This window comes from Nonomuraea sp. NPDC050643 (assembly GCF_040654715.1).
Classification (GTDB): Bacteria; Actinomycetota; Actinomycetes; order Streptosporangiales; family Streptosporangiaceae; genus Nonomuraea.
On the sequence record NZ_JBFAIM010000006.1, the window covers coordinates 291022 to 308899 of the forward strand.

Annotated in this window: 13 protein-coding genes; 10 read left to right on the forward strand and 3 right to left on the reverse strand. The window is 73.9% G+C overall.

What is annotated here, in order from left to right:
* The first annotated feature begins 1 nt into the window (after position 1).
* From AB0I15_RS10600 to AB0I15_RS10645, 10 genes are all read left to right on the forward strand, one after another.
* Positions 2–1093, forward strand: coding sequence for a Gfo/Idh/MocA family oxidoreductase (locus AB0I15_RS10600; RefSeq protein ID WP_358092749.1), 1092 nt, complete (start codon positions 2–4; stop codon positions 1091–1093).
* A complete protein-coding gene (locus AB0I15_RS10605; RefSeq protein ID WP_358092752.1) occupies positions 1090–1992 on the forward strand; it encodes a PmoA family protein in 903 nt (300 codons plus the stop codon). The genes AB0I15_RS10600 and AB0I15_RS10605 overlap by 4 nt, the downstream gene beginning before the upstream one ends.
* Positions 1989–2717, forward strand: coding sequence for a cupin domain-containing protein (locus AB0I15_RS10610; RefSeq protein WP_358092755.1), 729 nt, complete (start codon positions 1989–1991; stop codon positions 2715–2717). The genes AB0I15_RS10605 and AB0I15_RS10610 overlap by 4 nt, the downstream gene beginning before the upstream one ends.
* A gap of 44 nt (positions 2718–2761) precedes the next feature.
* Positions 2762–5995 carry a carboxypeptidase regulatory-like domain-containing protein gene (locus tag AB0I15_RS10615; protein WP_358092758.1) on the forward strand — a complete coding sequence of 1078 codons (3234 nt, stop codon included), beginning with the start codon at positions 2762–2764 and terminating at the stop codon, positions 5993–5995.
* A gap of 5 nt (positions 5996–6000) precedes the next feature.
* Complete coding sequence (locus AB0I15_RS10620; protein WP_358092761.1) at positions 6001–7035, forward strand: LacI family DNA-binding transcriptional regulator; 1035 nt, start codon at positions 6001–6003, stop codon at positions 7033–7035.
* Between the two features lie 57 nt (positions 7036–7092).
* The gene (locus AB0I15_RS10625; protein WP_358092764.1) at positions 7093–7827 is read left to right on the forward strand and encodes a class I SAM-dependent methyltransferase; all 735 of its coding nucleotides are present in this window, start codon (positions 7093–7095) and stop codon (positions 7825–7827) included.
* 63 nt (positions 7828–7890) lie between these two features.
* Positions 7891–8307, forward strand: coding sequence for a YbaB/EbfC family nucleoid-associated protein (locus AB0I15_RS10630; protein ID WP_358092767.1), 417 nt, complete (start codon positions 7891–7893; stop codon positions 8305–8307).
* Positions 8308–8410: 103 nt separating this feature from the next.
* Entirely contained in the window at positions 8411–10597 is a 2187-nt protein-coding gene (locus tag AB0I15_RS10635; protein ID WP_358092770.1) for a hypothetical protein, read from the forward strand.
* Positions 10594–11718, forward strand: coding sequence for a DUF58 domain-containing protein (locus tag AB0I15_RS10640; protein ID WP_358092773.1), 1125 nt, complete (start codon positions 10594–10596; stop codon positions 11716–11718). Before AB0I15_RS10635 ends, AB0I15_RS10640 begins: the two co-directional genes overlap by 4 nt.
* A gap of 206 nt (positions 11719–11924) precedes the next feature.
* The gene (locus AB0I15_RS10645) at positions 11925–14042 is read left to right on the forward strand and encodes a DUF3488 and transglutaminase-like domain-containing protein (protein WP_358092776.1); all 2118 of its coding nucleotides are present in this window, start codon (positions 11925–11927) and stop codon (positions 14040–14042) included.
* An 85-nt stretch (positions 14043–14127) separates the two neighbouring features.
* On the opposite strand, the gene AB0I15_RS10650 is transcribed toward AB0I15_RS10645, so the two are convergent.
* The 3 genes from AB0I15_RS10650 to AB0I15_RS10660 are packed head-to-tail and all read right to left on the reverse strand — an operon-like array spanning position 14128 to position 17848.
* A complete protein-coding gene (locus tag AB0I15_RS10650) occupies positions 14128–16050 on the reverse strand; it encodes a protein kinase (RefSeq protein WP_358092779.1) in 1923 nt (640 codons plus the stop codon).
* On the reverse strand, positions 16047–17258 hold the full coding sequence (locus tag AB0I15_RS10655) for a hypothetical protein (RefSeq protein WP_358092782.1): 1212 nt from the start codon (positions 17256–17258) through the stop codon (positions 16047–16049). The genes AB0I15_RS10650 and AB0I15_RS10655 overlap by 4 nt, the downstream gene beginning before the upstream one ends.
* Positions 17255–17848: a hypothetical protein gene (locus AB0I15_RS10660; protein ID WP_358092785.1), complete on the reverse strand. Its 594-nt coding sequence runs from the start codon at positions 17846–17848 to the stop codon at positions 17255–17257. Before AB0I15_RS10660 ends, AB0I15_RS10655 begins: the two co-directional genes overlap by 4 nt.
* Positions 17849–17878 lie beyond the last annotated feature (30 nt).

Below are 17878 nucleotides of genomic sequence, written 5' to 3' on the forward strand. Positions count from 1 at the left end.
CATGTCTGAACGCACCTACCGGGCCGCCATCATCGGCACCGGAGCGATCGCCAACGCGCACGCGCAGGCCGTGCGGAACTCGGGCGGCCGGGCGAGCCTCGTGGCCGTGGCCGACGTGGACGCCGGCCGGGCGGGCGAGTTCGCCGCCACGAACGGCGTGCCGCGCAGCTACGCCAGCGCGGAGAAGCTGCTGCGGGAGGAGGAGCTGGACGTCGTCCACCTGTGCACCCCGCCGCAGTCGCACGCCCCGCTCGCCATCGCCTGCCTCGAAGCCGGGGTGACGGCCCTGGTGGAGAAACCGCCGACGCTCTCGCTGGCCGAGTTCGACGCGGTGATCGAGGCGGAGAGCCGCTCCACCGGGCACGTCGCGACCGTGCTGCAGCACCGCTTCGGCGCGGGCGCCGTACGGCTGCGGCGGCTGGCGGAGGCCGGCGAGCTGGGCCGGCCGCTGCTGGCGACCTGCCTGACCCAGTGGTACCGCGACGAGGACTACTACGCGGTCCCATGGCGCGGCACATGGGCGTCCGAGGGCGGCGGCCCGACGATGGGGCACGGCATCCACCAGTTCGACCTGCTGCTCGCGGTGCTCGGCCCCTGGCGTGAGGTCACGGCCGTGGCCGCCCGCCAGGCCCGCTCGGTGGACACCGAGGACGTGTCGATGGCGCTGGTCACGTTCGAGAACGGCGCCGTCGCCACCGTGGTGAACTCGGTCGTCTCCCCGAGGCAGACCTCCGAGCTGCGCTTCGACTACGAGCGCGCCACGGTCGAGGTGGAGCACCTGTACGGCTACACCGACGACGACTGGACCGTGACCCCGGCCCCGGGCCACGAGGGCGTGACGTCCCTGTGGGCCGCCGGTCCCAGTGGCGGGTCCAGCGGCCACACCGGCTGGCTCGCCGCCGTCCTCGACGCGCTCGACCAGGGCCAGGCCCCGCCGGTCACCGCCGCGGACACCCGCAGGACGATGGAGTTCATCGCCGCGCTCTACGCCTCCGCCTTCACCGGCGAGCGCGTACGCAGCGGCCAGATCACCGCTGACAGCCCGTTCGCCCAGAGCATGGACGGCACGGGCGCCCCTTGGAGGACCACGTGACCCTGCAGGCCAACCACGCGCTCGGGACCTCGGTCACCGTCACCGCCGGCGACGTCGAGCTGTTCACCTACGTCTACCGCCCCGACACACCGGTGCTGGAGTCGCCCAAGCCGTACGTGCACCCGATCCGCACCCTCGGCGGCGCCCTGGTGTCGCTGTTCAGGCCGCACGACCACGTCTGGCACAAGGGCATCGCCTGGTCGCTGCCGTGCGTGGGCGAGCACAACTTCTGGGGCGGGCCGACGTACGTGCGGGGGGAGTACGTCCAGCTCGACAACAACGGCAGCGCCACCCACCGTGAGATGACCACGCTGACGGCCACCGGCGGCAAGGTCGAGATCGGGCACGCGCTCGACTGGACCTCCCAGGCCGGCGACCCCGTCATCACGGAGCGGCGCGCCCTGACCGCCACCGTCGTGGACGACGCCACCTGGGCCCTGGTCTTCGAGACGGCCATGACCAACGTGTCGGGCGCCACGATCGACTTCGGCTCCCCGACCACCAAGGGCCGCGAGAACGCCGGCTACGGCGGCCTGTTCTGGCGCGGCCCCCGCTCGTTCACCGACGGCGTCATCCAGTCGCCGGACGGCGCGGGCGGCGACGAGCTGCGCGGCAGGCGCGCCGAGTGGTTCGGCTTCCGCGGCCGGCACGACGAGAGCGGCGGCCACTCCACCATCGTCATGGTCGACGACACCGCGAACCCGCGGCACCCGCCGCAGTGGTTCGCGCGCACCGAGAACTTCGCCTGCCTCAACCCGGCACCGTTCTTCAGCGAGGAGGTGCCGCTCCCGGACGGCGAGACCCTCGGCTTCCGGTACGCGGTCGTCGTCGCCGACGGTGACCGGGGCGAGCAGGGCAGCGCGCTGCTGGCCGAGCACGGCAGGGACGCGCTGAGATGACGTTCCCCGGGGGCACGTCGGTCAGCCGCCTGTCCGTCTACTCGGGCAGCGCGTGCGCCGACGGGCTGGAAGGCGGCACGCCGCATCTGCACACGGCCTCCACGGAGGCCTACGTCGTGGTCGGAGGACACGGCGCGCTGCAGACCCTCGACGCCGGCGGCCTGCGGGAGATCGAGCTGAACGCCGGCTCGACCGTGTGGTTCACGCCCGGCACCATCCACCGCGCCGTCAACCGGGGCGGCCTGGAGGTGGTGGTCGTCATGTCGAACGCCGGGCTGCCCGAGGCAGGCGACGCGGTCATGACGTTCCCGCCGGAGATCGTGGCCGACCCGGAGCGATACCGGCAGGCCGCGACCCTGCCGGCCAGCGGGCCGACCGCTGGGCCCGACGTCGAGGCGGCCGTCGAGCGGCGGCGTGACCTGGCCGTCGAGGGCTTCCTGCGGCTGGCCGACGGCGGCCCCGAGGCGCTGCGGGACTTCTACGACAGCGCCGTCGCCCTCGTCCGCCCCAAGGTGGCGCGGTGGCGGGCCATCTGGGAGAGCACGGTCGCCCAGGAGACCCGCCGCACCGCCGGCGTCCTCGACGCGCTCGAAAGCGGGGACGGCGCGCACCTGCTGCGCTCCGCCCTGATGGAGAGCCCGCCGCACGAGCGGTGGGGCATGTGCGGGCACCTGCGCGCCCACGACGTCGCCCACCCCATCGTGCACACCCCCGACCCGAGCTGAACTCCTGCCGGCGCCCGCGCCCACCCCCGACGAGGAGCACGGCCATGTTCTCCGCCCGATCGACCCTCCTGCGCCTGCTGACGGCGACCATCATGACGACCTCTCTCGCACACCCCGCCCAGGCCGGCACCACCTACCAGGCCGGCACGACCTACTACGTCGACGCCACCGGCGGCGACGACTCCGCCACCGGGCTGGACGAGGCGCACGCCTGGAGGAGCCTGACCAAGGTCAGCGCCACCACGTTCCAGCCCGGCGACCGCGTCCTGCTGCGCGCCGGGCAGCGGTGGAGCGGGCAGCAGCTCTGGCCCAAGGGCTCGGGCGAGAGCGGCGCCCCGATCACCGTCGGCCGTTACGGCGAGGGCGCCAGGCCCCGCGTCGACGCCGCGGGCCAGGTGGACGACGCCGTGCGCCTGTTCAACCAGGAGCACTGGACGATCCGCGACCTGGAGGTCACCAACGAGGTCCCGGCCACCGGCACCCCCGGCGAGAACCTGCGCGACCTGCGCGGCATCCACGTGAGCGGCGACAACGGCCAGACCCTCGACGGCTTCGTCATCGACGGCGTGGCCGTGCACGACGTCACCGGGCAGGTCAACTGGATCGGCGGCAGCATCGAGAACAACGCGCCCGGCGTACGCTTCCAGACCGGGTGGGACGGCTCGAAGAAGACCGGCGGCATCGTGTTCGACACGACGGTGCCCGACATCGAGGCGCCGCCGGAGCACGCGACCGTGCTCAACGACGTGGTGATCCAGAACTCCACGGTCGCCAACACCTCGTTCGCCGGCATCGTGTTCAAGCAGTACACCGGCGACGGCAAGAACGACGCGGGCGAGACCATCGCCGAGCCCACCGGCTGGGGCACCCGGGAGAGCAGGGACGACCCGAGGTTCACCCCGCACACCGGCATCGTCATCAGGAACAACCACATCACCCAGGCCGGCACGGCGTACGGCTGCAACGGCGTGTACCTGACCAACGTCCGCGGCGCCCTCGTCGAGCGCAACGTCGTCTACCGCACCGGCACGTCGGGCATCGAGTCCTACTACGCCGACGACGTGACGTTCCAGTTCAACGAGGTGTACGAGACCCAGCAGAAGGCCGGCGGCGCCGACTCCAACGGCATCGACCCGGACAAGGGCACCACCCGCCAGGTCGTCCAGTACAACTACCTGCACGGCAACGGCGACGGCGTGCTGCTGTGCCAGTTCGCCTTCGGTGACGCCGTGGTCAGGAACAACGTCATCGCGAGCAACAGCCGCTACCAGATCTACCTGCACTCGGACCGGGCCGCCACCGCGAAGATCTACAACAACACCATTTACAACGACAAATCCGACTACCTCATCTACGGGTACGGCAGCTACCTCGACGCCCGCTACGACATCACCAACAACCTCCTCCACTCCACCCGGGCCGGCGCGGTCCTGACGACCAGCCCGACCATCGCCTACGACCACAACCTGTACGGCGGCGCGGCCCTCACGGTGCCGCCCGGTGACCGCGACGCCGTCGTCACGGCCGACCCCCTGTTCGCCCAGGCCCCCCTCGACGGCCCCTACGGCACCCCGGAGACCGGCCCCGCCCTCGAGACCGCGTACGGCCTGCGCGTCACCACCGGCTCGTACGCCATCGACACGGGCACGGAGATCACCGCCAACGGCGGCCGCGACTACGCCGGCGCCGCCCTCTACAACGGTGCCCCCGACGTCGGCGCCTTCGAGTACGGCACCGCCGAGGGCGCCACCACCGAGTCCGTCACCGGCACCGTCCGCACCCCGTCCGGCGCCCCCGTCTCTGGAGCGGCCGTGACGGCGGGCTCCGGCACGGCCACCACCGGGACCGACGGCCGGTTCGCGATCAGCAACCTGCCCTTCGCCGACGGCGTCGAGGTCACCGCGGCCAGGAACGGCTACGCCACCGCCACCGAGACCGTGAACGTCCGCCCCGGCAACGTGACCACCGTCGCCCTCACCATGGCCTCGACCAGCACGGTCGGCTCGATCACCGGCCACGTCCTGGACCAGGCCGCCCGGCCGCTGCCCGGCGCGGCCGTCACCGTCACGGACGGCGACCAGATCCTCGCCACCGCCACCAGCGGCGCGGACGGCGCCTTCACCGTCGGGAGCGTGCCGATCGGCGAGGGCTACACGCTGCGCGCCACCGCCGGCGGCTTCGAGCCGCGGACGCGGACGGGCCTCAAGGTCGAGGCGGCCACCGCGACCGCCGCGGGCTCGCTGCTCCTCGTCCGTCCCGTCCCGGACTACGTGGCCGTGCACGACTTCGACGACCTGCCCACAGGCCCGCTGACCAGCGGCGACGGCCTCACGGTGAGTGGCGCGGGCGGGAGCGCCGAGATCGTCGAGACGGCGGGGGATCCGCACGTCCGGCTCACGCGTACGACGAACAGCGGCGTCACCAGCCTGACCAGGGACGTCGCGCTCAAGGGCATCGTGACCGTCGAGACGAACGTCATGAGCGAGCGGCCCTACGCCTCGGGCAACCACTGGTGGTCGGTGCCCTACGTCAAGGCCGCCGTCACCGTCCAGGGCCGGCCGGTCGCGAGCGGCACCACTTCGCCGGCCATCCCGATCCCGGTCGGCGACACCGACATCGCGGTCAAGGTGGTGTCGGAGGACGGCACAGCAGATCGGACATACTTCGTAAAGGCCACCCGTCCCGAGCCGGAGCCGCCCCAGGACGGCGCCACCAAGCCCCCCGCCCGCGGCACGCTCGCAGCCACCGGCGACTGGCGGCGCGGCACGTACGACGTGACCATGAACCTCTGGTACGGCGTCAACGCCAGCGCCTTCGTCCTGTACGAGAACGGCAAGGAGATCGCCAGGCGCGACCTGACCCCGCGCACCCCCGCCGCGCAACGGGCCACCGTCCTCGTCGCCGGCCGGGTCAACGGCGCCTACGTCTACACCGGCGAACTGCTGAACCAGGCCGGCCGCACCGCCACCACGACCCTCAAGGTCACCGTGACCGACGCCAACCCCGGCAGGCCCGTGCTCAGCGGCGACAACTGGGACGGCGACGGAGACTACACGGTCCGCATGACCATGTGGTGGGGCACCAACGCCACCACCTACCGCCTCTACGAGGACGGCGTCCTGATCGACACCCAGGAGCTCACCGCCGCCACCCCGGCCGCGCAGCGCGCCGCCACCGTCGTCGAGGGCCGTTCGCCGGGCAGGCGCGCCTACGTCGCCGAGCTCGGGAACGCGGCGGGCGTGACGAGGAGTGAGCCCTTGACCGTGGTGACAGAATGACCGCCATGGCTGACGGGTCCACGGCCCCTTCCTCCCCGCCGACCCTGCACGACGTCGCCCGTGAGGCGGGCGTCTCCATCGCCACCGCGTCGCGCGCGCTCAACGGCAGCTCGCGCAACGTCAGGTCGGAGAACGCCTCCCGGGTGCGGGCCGCGGCGGCCAAGCTCAACTACGAGCCGCACCTGTCGGCGCAGGCGATCGCGAAGGGCTCGACCATGACGGTCGCGCTGGTGGTGCGCGACGTCGCCGACCCCTACTTCTCCTCCATCGCCGCCGGGGTGACCCAGGCGGCGCAGGAGGCCGGGCTCATCGTCACGATGGCGGTGGCCGACGGGTCGCCGGAGCGGGAGCTGGAGATCGTCAGGACGCTCCGGGGCCGGCGCCCGCGGGTCATCATCGTGACGGGCAGCCGGGTGGAGGGCGCGGGCACCAGGGACGCGCTCGTCGAGGAACTGGAGGAATACCGTACGGCGGGCGGCCGGGTGGTCCTGATCAGCCAGCGGGACCTGCCGTTCGGCACGGTCACCGTGGACAACCGGGGCGGGGCCGCCGCGCTGGCGCGGGCGCTGCTCGGCGTGGGCTACCGGCGCTTCGCCGTCTTCCACGCACCGCCCGAGCTGCGCACCTCGCGCGACCGGCACGAGGGGTTTCTGGAGGGGCTGGCGGGTTCGGGCGTGCCGGTGCCGGTCGCGATCGAGACGGCGTTCACCCGGGCGGGCGGCTACGCGGCGGCCCGGCGGCTGGCGGTGCGGGGGGTCGAGGACGTGGAGGCGGTGTTCGCGGTCACCGACGTGATGGCGATCGGCGCGATGACGGGCTTCCGCGACGCCGGGCTGACCCCGGGGGCCGACATCGGGGTGGCGGGGTTCGACGACATCGAGTCGGCCATGGACGTCGTGCCGTCGCTCACCTCGGTGGCCGTACCGCTGCGGGAGGCGGGGCTGAGCGCGATGCGCCTGGCGCTGTCGGACGCCGGCCGGGACGCGGGCACCGAGCTTCCCGTCGGCGTCGTCCTGCGGGACAGCACCCCGCCCCGCTGAACAGGGAGAGCGGAAAAGGGAGAGCGTCGCGGGCGCCCGGCCCGCCATGATCGGGCCATGGACTTCGCGGATCTGGTGGACGAGGCCCGGCGCACGCCGTTCGAGGGATGGGACTTCGCGGTCTTCCGTGGCCGCGTCAGCGACGACGGCGGCCTGCCGTGGGACTACGGAGACCTGGTGCGCGAGCTGCTCCCGGGGGCCGCCTCGCTGCTCGACCTCGACACGGGCGGCGGTGAGCTGCTGGCGTCCTTCGCGCCGCTGCCGCCCCGCGCCGTGGCGACCGAGGGCCACCCGCCGAACGTCCCGATCGCCCGCGCCCGGCTGGAGCCGCTGGGCGTCGAGGTCGCCGAGGGCACGTCGCCGCTGCCCGGCGGCTCCTTCGAGCTGATCACCAACCGGCACGGGCGGTGCGACGCCCGCGAGATCCGCCGTCTGCTGGCTCCCGGCGGCACGTTCGTCACCCAGCAGGTCGCGGGCCGCGACCTTGAGGAGATCAACGCGGCCCTGGACGGCCCGCCGCACGTGGACGCGGGCTGGGATCTCGCCACGGCGGTCGCCGTCCTGGAGGAGGCGGGGCTGGAGGTGACCTGGCGGCGGGAGGCCGGCTACACCACGTCGTTCCACGACGTCGGCGCGCTCGTGCTGTTCCTGCGCGTGATCTCGTGGCAGGTGCCGGGCTTCGACCCCGGCGCGTACGCCGGCCGGCTGCGCGCCCTGCACGAGGACATGGCCCGTGGCCGCCCGTTCCGGGCGACCGCCCGCCGCTTCGCGCTGCTGGCCCGCGCCCGGTAGGTCCGGCTCGGGGCACTCTTCAAGGTTTTCCGAAGTGGTCGGGGCCGCACGTACTCTCCCCGCATGAACGACTTCGACCCCGAAGACCTGGAACGGATCACCGCACGGGCCGAGGAGATGCTCGCCCGCGCCGAAGAGCTCAGGAGCGAGATCGACGTGGTCGTGGGCCATGGCGAGGCCGCGGACGGCCAGGTGCGTGTGACGGCCGCCGCGTCCGGCCGGCTCATGGACGTCAAGTTCGCGCCGCGCGCCATGCGCATGGACAGCCTGACCCTGGCCGAGGCCGTGCTGCGGGCCGCGCAGCAGGCCCAGGACGACGTGGCGGGCCGGGTGGACGCGGTGATGGCGGAGACGCTGGGCACGGCCGTGGCGGGTGCGGAGCTGCTCGAGGAGCGCTTCGCCGACGTGCTGCGGTCCACGGAGACCTCGATGGAGGAGCGGCTGCGGGCCATCGAGGACGAGCGGCGGGAGGCCCGCTGAGCCGGACATTTCCAGGTTATTTGAAGGGACGTCGCGACCCGCGGACATCGCCCTAGTGTGTCCGCGGATACGTATGCGCACGGATCTTCCAGGATGTGAATCGGTGGCCATTCGGTGGCGGAGTGCGGCGGGACGGCGGGCGGCGGGAATCGTCGCGGCCGTCCTGGTGGCCGTGCTGGTGGGAGCCGGCCTGTTCCTGGGTACGGGCGTCTCCAGCGCCCGTCCCAAGCTGGCCGACGTCGGCGCCTGGCTGGCCAGCGCGCTCAACGGTGAGGTCGTGCACGCCAACGGCCTGTCCGGGCAGGTGGACGGCCGGGTGGACCTGGCCTCCGCCGGGGGCCAGGAGCTGAAGGTGGTGCAGGACGGCGACAACGTGCTCGTCGTGGACGAGTCCACGGGCAAGGTCAGCCGCATCGACCCCACGCAGCTCGAGGTCGCCCAGACGGGCACGCTCGGCGCGGGCGGCATGCAGATCGTGATGGGGGTGGGCAAGGCGTACGGGGTGGATCCGCGCGGCGGCACCGTCCAGCAGCTCGACCCGCTGACCGTGGACACGATCGGCTCCCCGATCACCCTCAAGCCGCCGCTCGGCCAGGCGGGCATCGACAAGAACGGCACGCTCTGGGTGCCCGTCCCCGAAGAGGGCACGCTCGTCCAGGTCAACGGCGCCCAGCAGGGCAAGGCCGTGACGGTCGGCGAGGCGGGCGACCCGCTCACGCTGACGATCGCGAACGGCGTCCCGCTGGTCACCAACTCCACCGCCGCGGCCGCGATGGTGATCGGCTCCACCGGCACCCGGCTCCAGGTGAGCCTGCCGAGCACGGTCACCGACGCGGGGAGCGGCGGTCTGCTGGTCCCGCCGGTGGCCGAGAGCCAGGTCGTGCCGATCCTGGCGCCGAAGCAGGGCGCGCTCGTCCTGGTGGACACCGCCAGCGGCGCGCTGACGACGGTCGCGGTGAAGGGCGGCAAGCTGGGCGCGCCGCAGGCGCTCGGACGGCGGATCTACATCGCCGACGAGAGCACGGGCCGGCTGATCGTGTACGACACGGTGGCCAAGAAGTTCGACCCCGAGAAGGTGGTCACGGGCAAGCCCGGGCCGCTGGAGGTGTTCGTCAAGGACGGGCTGCTCTGGGTGAACGACCAGTTCAGCGAGACGGCCCTGGTCATCGAGCAGGACGGCAGGGGGCACCGGGTCGGCAAGTACGACGAGGCGCTCGGCCAGAACGACACGCCCACGCCGCTGCCGCTGCCGACGTACACGCCGACGGTGGTCCAGCCGACGATCGTGCCCACCCAGAAGAACCCCACGGGCAAGCCGACGTCGGCGCCGACGAAGACGAAGACGGCCGTGCCGACCGTGACCGTCACGAAGACCCCGACACCGACCGCGACGCCCACACCCACGGAGACGGAGACACCGACGCCGACCCCCACGCCGACCCCGACCCCGACGCCGACCCCCAAGGTCACCCCGGATCCGCCGGGCACGGTCACGGCCAACTCCGGGCCGGGATGGATGGAGATCGTCTTCACTCCGTCGGGCAAGGGCGACGTCACCGGTTACTCGCTGCGGGGCGCGCCCTCCGGGGCCGACGTCACCCCGTCGCGCGTGCAGCCCGACGGCCCGTTCCAGTTCAGGGTCAACGGCGGGCAGTGCGACCAGGAGTACACGTTCAAGGTCGCCGCCGAGTACGACGGCGGCGAGGTGCTCTCCGCCGCCTCGATCCCGGTACGCCCCTGCGTCGCCCCCGGCAGGCCCTCGAACTTCACCGCCAAGGGCAAGAACCACGGGGCCGACCTGACCTGGGGAGCGCCGGAGAACGCCAAGGACGGCGGCGTCACGTACGCGCTGGAGGGCCCCGGCGACCACCCGGCCGCCCCGGACGGCACGAGCGCCGAGGTGACCGGCCTGAAGAACGGCCAGTCCTACACCTGGACGCTGCGCGCCAAGAACGCCGCGGGCGAGAGCCAGGAGCGGGCCGAGGCCACGGCCGAGCTGCGCCCGCCGCCCGCGCAGTTCCGCAACGCCAACAACAACGACCGGGACACGCTCATCCGCTCAGGACCCAGCGCCGGCGCCGAGGTGGGCCGCATCCCGAAGGGCGAGTACATCACGATGAACGTGCTCTGCCAGCAGAGGGGCGCCGCCTTCACCGACACCGACACGGGCATGAGCAGCGACGTCTGGAACAAGGTGGAGTCCAGCCGGGGCAACGGGTGGCTGAACGACGTGCTGATGGAAACCCCGAAGGGGGGCTTCCCGGCGGCCCCGCTCTGGGAGTGTGAATGATCACTAGAGCGGGGTGGGGCCTGACGGCGGCCTCGGTGCTTCTGTACGCGGTGGGCGCGCCGTTCGGGTACGCCCAGTCGGCGGTCCTGGCCGTGGCCGGGGTCGCCGCCGTGTGGGCGGGCGCGCTGTGGACGCTGCGAGGGGTGCGGCTGGACGTGCGGCGCGAGGTGACGCCCGTGAAGGTGGCGCGCGGGGACCCGGCGGTGGCGATCCTGCACGTGCGCAACACCGGCCGGTGGCGGCATTCGGGGCTGCTGGCCCGCGACACCTGCCGGGGCACGACCGTGACGGTCGAGGTGCCGGCGCTGGCCCGGCACGCGGCGCGGACGGTGTCGTACCGGCTGCCGACCCGGCGGCGGGGGGAGACCCCCGTGGGGCCGCTGCTGTTGGACCGTACCGATCCGTTCGGGCTGGCGCGGCGCTCGGTCGCGTACGGGCGGCCCGACATGCTGCTGGTCCGGCCGCGCACGGTGCCGCTCACGCCGCTGCACTCCGGGCGGCAGCGGCACCTGGACGGCCTGGCCTCCCGCTCCACGCCGTCCGGCGTGAGCAGCTTCAACGGGCTGCGCGAGTACGTGATCGGCGACGACCTGCGGCACGTGCACTGGCGCTCGACCGCGCGGACCGGCGTGCTCATGGTCAAGGAGCTGACCGACGTCAACCTGCCGGACACCGTCACCATCCTGGACACGCGGCCCTCGTCGTACGAGGGGGACGACGAGTTCGAGCTGGCGGTGGACGTGGCCGCGTCGGCGGCGTGCGCGGTGACGCGGGACCGGTTCCCCGTGCGGGTGCTCACCGGGATGGGCGAGCTGCTGCACGCCAAGGGCGGCCCCGGTGAGGACGAGGAGGTGCTCGACCGGCTGGCCCGGGTGGAGCGCGAGGAGCAGGCCGAGCCGCCGCTGCACGCGCTGCGCCGGGCGGGCTCCGGGGGCGCTCTGGTGCTGGTGAGCGGCACGTTCGCGGCCCTGGCGGACGCGGCGGCGGTGCGGCGGCGCTTCGATCAGGTGCTGTTCGTGCGGGTGGGGGACCCGGCGGACGGCGGGCGGCCGCAGGCGGCCGGGGTGACCGTCATCGAGGCCGGCGACCTCGATGAACTGGCCGCGGCATGGCCACGCTAGGCGCGTTGCCGGGCGCGGCGCCCGGTCCTTCCTCTTCTCCTCTGCCTTCTCCTTCCACCCAGACTGCTCCGAACGGCGAAGGGCCTGGTGCGCTGCGGCCCGGGTCTGTGCCGTCCGGAGCGCCGTCGGCCGCTGTCCCGCCGGCCTCGCCTGCTCCGGCCGGCGGGTCGGCGGGACCGGCTGATGGTGGTGGCCTCGGCCGGCGGGTGGCGTCCGTCGTGATGGTGGTGCTGCTCGGGGCGGCGGCCGGGATGGCGTTCGACGGGGTCTTCACCTGGGACGCCCTGCTGCCCGTGGTGGCCGTCGCCGCGGTCGTGCCCGGGGTGCTGGCGGTGCTGCTGTCCGGGCGGCTGCCGCTCTGGGGCGCGATCCCCGTGAGCGTGCTCGTCTGGCTGGTGGCGGTGTCGGCGACGATCTTCAGGGCCGAGGCGTGGCTGGGGTTCGTGCCCGGCCCGGCCGGCGTGCGGGCCGCGCTGACGGGCGTACGCGACGCGGGCGGGTGGCTGCTCACCACGATCCTGCCGGCCGCCCCCGGCAGCCGGGCCATCGTGCTGGTCGCCCTCCTGGTGTGGGCCGCCACCTTCGCCGGGGCCGAGATCGCCCTGCGGACCAGGGCCGTCCTGGTGCCCGCCGGGCCCGCCCTGTCGGTGCTCGCCGTCGCCGTCGTGCTCGGGGTCTCCGGGGCGGGGTCGGTGGTGCCGTACGCGGCGGTGTTCGCGGGGCTGGCGCTGCTGCTGGCGCTGGTCAGGTCGGCCCGGTCGATCGGGACGGTGGCGCTGGGGGTGCCGCTGCTCGCCGGGCTGGTGCTGGCCGGCGCCGTCGCGGGGCCCGTACTGCCCCGGGCGGAGCGGCCGTACGACGTGCGCCGGCTGGTCGAGCAGCCGCCCCCGCGGCCGATCAACGGGGTGAGCGCGCTGGACCAGGTGTCGGCCTGGCTGCAGAACCCGCAGCGTGAGCTGTTCACGGTCACCACGACCTCGGAGGCGCATCTCCGGCTGGCCGTGCTGGACACGTTCGACGGAGTGAGCTGGACGTCGGGCGCCGGTTTCGTCCCCACGGGCGGCCGTGTCCCCGGTCAGGAGGGCGAGCGCGACTCCGTCGAGCAGCGCTTCACCGTGCAGCGGCTGCCCGGCCCGTGGCTGCCGGCGGCGGATCGGCCGATGCTGGCCACGGGGGCGGGCATCGTGGTCGATCCGGCCACCGGCATGCTGGCCAGCACGCAGGCCCGTGAGGGCATGACGTACCAGGTGACCTCGGGCATCCGCCGGTACGCGGCCGCGGAGCTGCGCGAGGCGACGCCCGCCGACGACCCGGCCGCGCGCCTGCTGCCCGACGGGCCCGACGGGCGTACCCCGCCGCAGCGCGCCCGCCTCGGCCAGATCGCCCGCAAGGCCACGGCCGGGGCGCGCAGCCCGACGCAGCAGGCGGCGAAGCTGGCCGCCTACCTGCGCAAGCTCGCCGTCAACGACGTCAACGCGCCGCCGGGGCACGGCTATCGCAGCATCGAGTTCTTCCTGACGGAGTCGAAACGGGGGACGACGGAGCAGTTCGCCGCCTCGTTCGCGCTGCTGGCCCGCTCGATCGGGCTGCCGAGCAGGATCGTCGTGGGGTTCCGGCCCGGCGGCGCGGAGGCCGGCGGGGTGCGGCAGGTGCGGGCGGGCGACGTGCTGGCCTGGGCCGAGATCGAGTTCAAGGGCATCGGGTGGGTGCCGTTCTACCCGACGCCCTCGCGTACGCGGGCCGGTGAGGGCGGTGACGTGGCCGAAGGGGCGCCCAAGCAGGCCCGCGAGATCGAGCAGGCCATCAACAGTGACACCGCCCAGCCCAAGCCGGCGGAGAAGCCTGCCAGCCGGCCGACCCCGACGGTCACCCCGCGCCCGGCGGGCTCCGGGACCGGGCCGCTCGTGTGGGCGGCGCTGCCCGCGGGGCTGCTGGCCGCCTACCTGCTGGCGGTGGGCGTGGTGCCGCCCGTACGGCGGATGCGCCGCCGCCGGGCCTCCTCGCCCGCCGCCCGGGTGGTCGGAGCCTGGCGGCAGACGGTGACCCGGCTGCGCGGGGGCGGGATCCCGGTCTCGTCGGGGGCACTGACGGCCGGGGAGGTGGCGTCCGTGGCGGAGTCGGAGCTGGGGGCCGCCGCCCGCGAGCCGCTGAGTGCGCTCGCGGACCTGGCGAACCTGGCGACGTTCGGCGGGGCGCCCGTGGACCAGGCCGACGCCGACCTGGCCTGGCGGTACTTCGACCAGGTGGACGCCTCGGTCAGGCGGCGGGCCGGGCTGATGGGCCGGCTCGGCCGCCGGCTGTCGCCGCGCTCCCTGCTCGGCTAAGCCGTACCGGCGGTGGGCCCCGGGTGGCCAGGCCGGGCGGCGCGGCCACCCGGCCCCCGCCAGGACGGTGGTGGGGGCCGGGTGGTCACGACGGTGGTGGTGTGGCCAGCGGGAGCACGATCGGGGGCTGCACCTCGTCGTCCTGGCCGCCGGGGTTCGCCTCCGCGGCTCCGCGGATGCACAGCGCGGACGACCAGGCGACCGACGACGGCTGGCCCAGGGCGACCACGGAGCCGACCTTGAAGCAGTAGCCGGTGGTCGGCTCCAGACCGCCGACCGTGTAGGTGGTGGTGCCGGTGGCCGCCGACATCATGCGGTCGCCCGGAGCCTGCTGGATCACCGTGGGGTAGCCGCTCTTGCGCACGGCCTTCCAGGAGAGCGTGACCGTGGTGCCGTTGTCGGACACCAGCTTGAGGCTCTTGGGCCGGTACGCGGCCATGGCCGCCGGGTCGGTGGTCCGGCGGAGCGTGGGCGGCGACGTCGCGGGGTCGGGCCGCGTCTCGGTGGGCGCCACGTCCGGTGTCGCGTCCGCCGGCGACTGGTCGGCGGGCTGGTCGGCGGGCTGGTCGGGTGGCGGGTCGAGTGACGTGTCGGCGGGGGCGCCGTCGGACGGGGCCGCTGCCGTGGCGGCTACGGGCTGCTCCTGCGCGCCGGAGGTCTGCGGGCGGCCGCTCATCGCCAGGGCCACGCTGCCCACGCCCACCAGCACGGCCAGCCCGGACGCGCCCGCCACGAACAGCGAGACCCGCTTGCTCCGGCCGCCCGGCTCCGCCGCCGCCGGGCTCTGCGGCTGGGCGGCGTCGGGGGGAGGCGGGAGGAACGGCTGCGGGCCCGCCGGGGGCCTGACCTGCGAACGGTCTGGGTCGACCGTCCACACCAGCTCACGAGGGCCCGACCGCTCCGGGCCCGTCCCGTCGCCCATCGGCGGCCGAGCGGTGAGCGGCGGGCCGACGTCGGTGAGGGGCAGGCGGGCGGTGGGCGGCTGACCGGCCTCGCCGGCGATCAGCCGATCACCGGCCGGCAGGCCCGACAGGCTTGGGTGGTCGCCGGGCGGCAGGACAGGACGGTCCGCGGGTGACAGGCCCGTGTGGTCGCCGGGTGACAGGCTCGGGTGGCCGGTGGCCGGCAGGCTCGCACCGGTGGTGGCGGGTGGCAGGCCGGGCCCGGTGGTCGCGGGCGGGGGTTCGGTGGGGAGCAGGGGGTGGATGGGGGCGGAGGCGACGGCGGCGGCGAGGTCGGCGGCGGTCGGGCGGGTGAACGGGTCCTTGGACAGGGCCCTGGTGAGGAGCCGCGCCAGGTCCTGGGGCACCGAGGGCGGGAACGGGGGCGGGGTCTCCGTCAGGACGCCGAGGACGAACCTGGCCGTGCTGCCCGGCCCGTCCAGGGCGAACGCGGAACGCCCGGCGAGCAGCTCGTACGCCATCGACGCCAGCGCGTACACGTCCGAGGCCGGCACCGGCGGATGGCCCTCGAGCTCCTCGGGCGCCGCGTGCACCGACGGCAGCGTTCCGTCCGGCAGCTCCACGATCGACATCAGCGCCGACATGGCGTACCCCGTCAGCGCCACCCCCGACGCGGTCATGACGACGTTCTCGGGCTTGACCCGCCCGTGCACGCCGCCCGCCGCGTGCGTGGCCGTGAGGGCGCCCGCCACCGCGCGCAGCAGCCCGGTGGCCTGCTCCAGCGGCATCGGCAGGCTCCGCCCCGGCCGCTCGGCCAGCGTGAGCCCCTCGTGCAGCGGCGTCACCAGGTACGGCCGCCCGTCCCCGGTCGCGCCCACCTCCAGCACCGGGATCACGCCGTCGTGGCGGGCCAGCTCCTCGGGGAAGCCGAAGCCGCGGACGATGCGCTTGAGCGCCCGCTTGTCCACCTGATGGCAGGCCAGCGTCTTGACCAGCACGTCCGCGCCCGTGGCCGTCGCCCGGGCGAGATGCACGGCCCAGGGACCGTCCTGGCCGGCCCGCTCCAGCAGCCGATGGCCGCGGACCCGCTCGGCGATGACCGTCATGCGATCACGGACGGGCCGCCCATGTCGTCGCTCTCGAACGCCTCGTCCTCCACCAGCGACAACCTGTCGCGCTCGCGGTCACGCTCCTGCCCGCCCTGCCCACCGCCCATCATCGGCGGCATCATGCCCATCGGCATGCCGGCCGCGCCGCCCGCCCGCGCGCCGAGCCCCTGGGCGCCCGCGCCGCCGAACGGCGTGGCCGCGGAGGTGCCCGAGGGGAGGCCGGGGCCGATGGTCGTGGTCCCGGTGGGCGGCTGGGTGGTCACGCCCGCCGGTTGCAGGCTGGACAGGTCCGTCGCGGACGGGGTGGGCGTCCTGGAGAGGTCGGGCGTGTTGAGTTCCGGCGTCTTCAGGTCGGGGGTCTTCAGGTCCGGCGTCTGCGGGGTCTGGAGCGAGGGGTCGCGCAGGGACGGGTCCGTGAGGGACGGGTCCTTCAGCGACGGGTCCTGGAGAGAGGGATCCTTCAGGGAGGGGTCGCGCAGGGACGGGTCGGTGAGCGACGGGTCCTTCAGCGACGGGTCCTGGAGGCCGGGGATGTCCGGGCCGCCGGGCGGGGTGCCGAGGGCGGGGGAGGCGTATGGGGAGTTCAGGCCGGAGCCGGCGTACGGGTCGGCGGTCAGGCCCGGCATGCCGCCGAGGTTCACGTCGGGCACGCCGGTCAGTGGCGCTTTCGAGCGCTGTTCGACGTAGCCGGTGATGGCGCCGTAGACGTCCACCATGTACGTGTTCAGATGCTTGAGATGGTGACGGGCGAGGGCGTGGCCGTTGCCGTTGCTGCCGAAGCTGTCGTAGATGTCGTCGTCCCAGCCGACCGAGCCGGTTCCCGGCACGTTGTTGCGGAACCACGGGAGCACCTCGTCGCCGTACCACTTGAGCGGCGCCCCGACCGAGTTGGCCGCGAAGTTGATCTGCGCGAGGTCCCGCTGGAGCTGGCCGATGGTCTCGAAGACGCCCTTCAGCGAGTCGCCGCCCAGCGTGCCGGCGATCGCCTCGGCCTGCCGGCGCAGCCTCTCCACGGACTCCTTGCACATCGCGGCGATGTCGAGGTAGTTCTGCCCGGCCTGGGAGATCCGGTCGGGGCGGGTGTTCCTGAGCAGTTCGGCGATGCCCTCGCTGCTGTCGGAGTCGCCGGTCCCGACCGGCGTGATGTCGTCCGGCAGCGGCACCCGGGTGTCCTTGAGCGCCTCGCTCCAGTAACCGTCGCTCATGTACGCTTCCCCACCTTGTCGGCGACGGCCCGGTCCGCGCCCTTGGCGGTCTTGACCGTGTCGTCGAGCGCCTGGACCACGGCCTCGTACGTGCTGTACACCCGCCCGATGGCGGTGCCGAGCGTGTTCTGCGCCCTCGTGGTGGTCTGGTGCAGGTCGGCGGCCGCCTGCCAGGCCCCGAGGTCCTTGTCGCTGACGCCGGCCAGGTCGAGCAGGACCTTGAGGCTCCGTCCGCCCTCGCCCTGGAGCCGCCTCAGGTCCTGGCGCAGGATCTCCACCGGTGACGTGGGCAGCGGCTTGCCACTGGCGTCCTCGTACGCGCCGACCTCGATGAACATCTCCTTCTTCGCCGCGCCGGGATCCACCCGGTTGGCGGCGATGAGCTCCTCGCGGTCCGACTCCGGCGGCGCCTTCGGGCCCTCGTGGGGGTAGTTGCCCTTGTCGTACTCGCGGGCGTGCTCGACGTACTCGGCCTGGATGCCGTCGTATTCGTAGTCAGAGCCGCCGAAGTTGCGGTCGGCCTCCCTGAGCACGTTCTCGCGCCGGCCGACCGACGGGGCGACGTTCTCGTCGGTCTCAGGTGTCGCCATGCTCACTCTCCGCGTCCACGTCGACGGACA

What these genes read in the sequence shown, in the direction of transcription:
- AB0I15_RS10600 (WP_358092749.1), top strand. Translation starts at nt 2, where the DNA reads ATGTCTGAACGCACCTACCGGGCCGCCATCATCGGCACCGGAGCGATC.
- AB0I15_RS10620 (WP_358092761.1), top strand. Translation starts at nt 6,001, where the DNA reads ATGGCTGACGGGTCCACGGCCCCTTCCTCCCCGCCGACCCTGCACGAC.
- AB0I15_RS10640 (WP_358092773.1), top strand. Translation starts at nt 10,594, where the DNA reads ATGATCACTAGAGCGGGGTGGGGCCTGACGGCGGCCTCGGTGCTTCTG.
- AB0I15_RS10650 (WP_358092779.1), bottom strand. Translation starts at nt 16,050, where the DNA reads ATGACGGTCATCGCCGAGCGGGTCCGCGGCCATCGGCTGCTGGAGCGG.
- AB0I15_RS10660 (WP_358092785.1), bottom strand. Translation starts at nt 17,848, where the DNA reads ATGGCGACACCTGAGACCGACGAGAACGTCGCCCCGTCGGTCGGCCGG.
- AB0I15_RS10615 (WP_358092758.1), top strand. Translation starts at nt 2,762, where the DNA reads ATGTTCTCCGCCCGATCGACCCTCCTGCGCCTGCTGACGGCGACCATC.
- AB0I15_RS10655 (WP_358092782.1), bottom strand. Translation starts at nt 17,258, where the DNA reads ATGAGCGACGGTTACTGGAGCGAGGCGCTCAAGGACACCCGGGTGCCG.
- AB0I15_RS10630 (WP_358092767.1), top strand. Translation starts at nt 7,891, where the DNA reads ATGAACGACTTCGACCCCGAAGACCTGGAACGGATCACCGCACGGGCC.
- AB0I15_RS10625 (WP_358092764.1), top strand. Translation starts at nt 7,093, where the DNA reads ATGGACTTCGCGGATCTGGTGGACGAGGCCCGGCGCACGCCGTTCGAG.
- AB0I15_RS10610 (WP_358092755.1), top strand. Translation starts at nt 1,989, where the DNA reads ATGACGTTCCCCGGGGGCACGTCGGTCAGCCGCCTGTCCGTCTACTCG.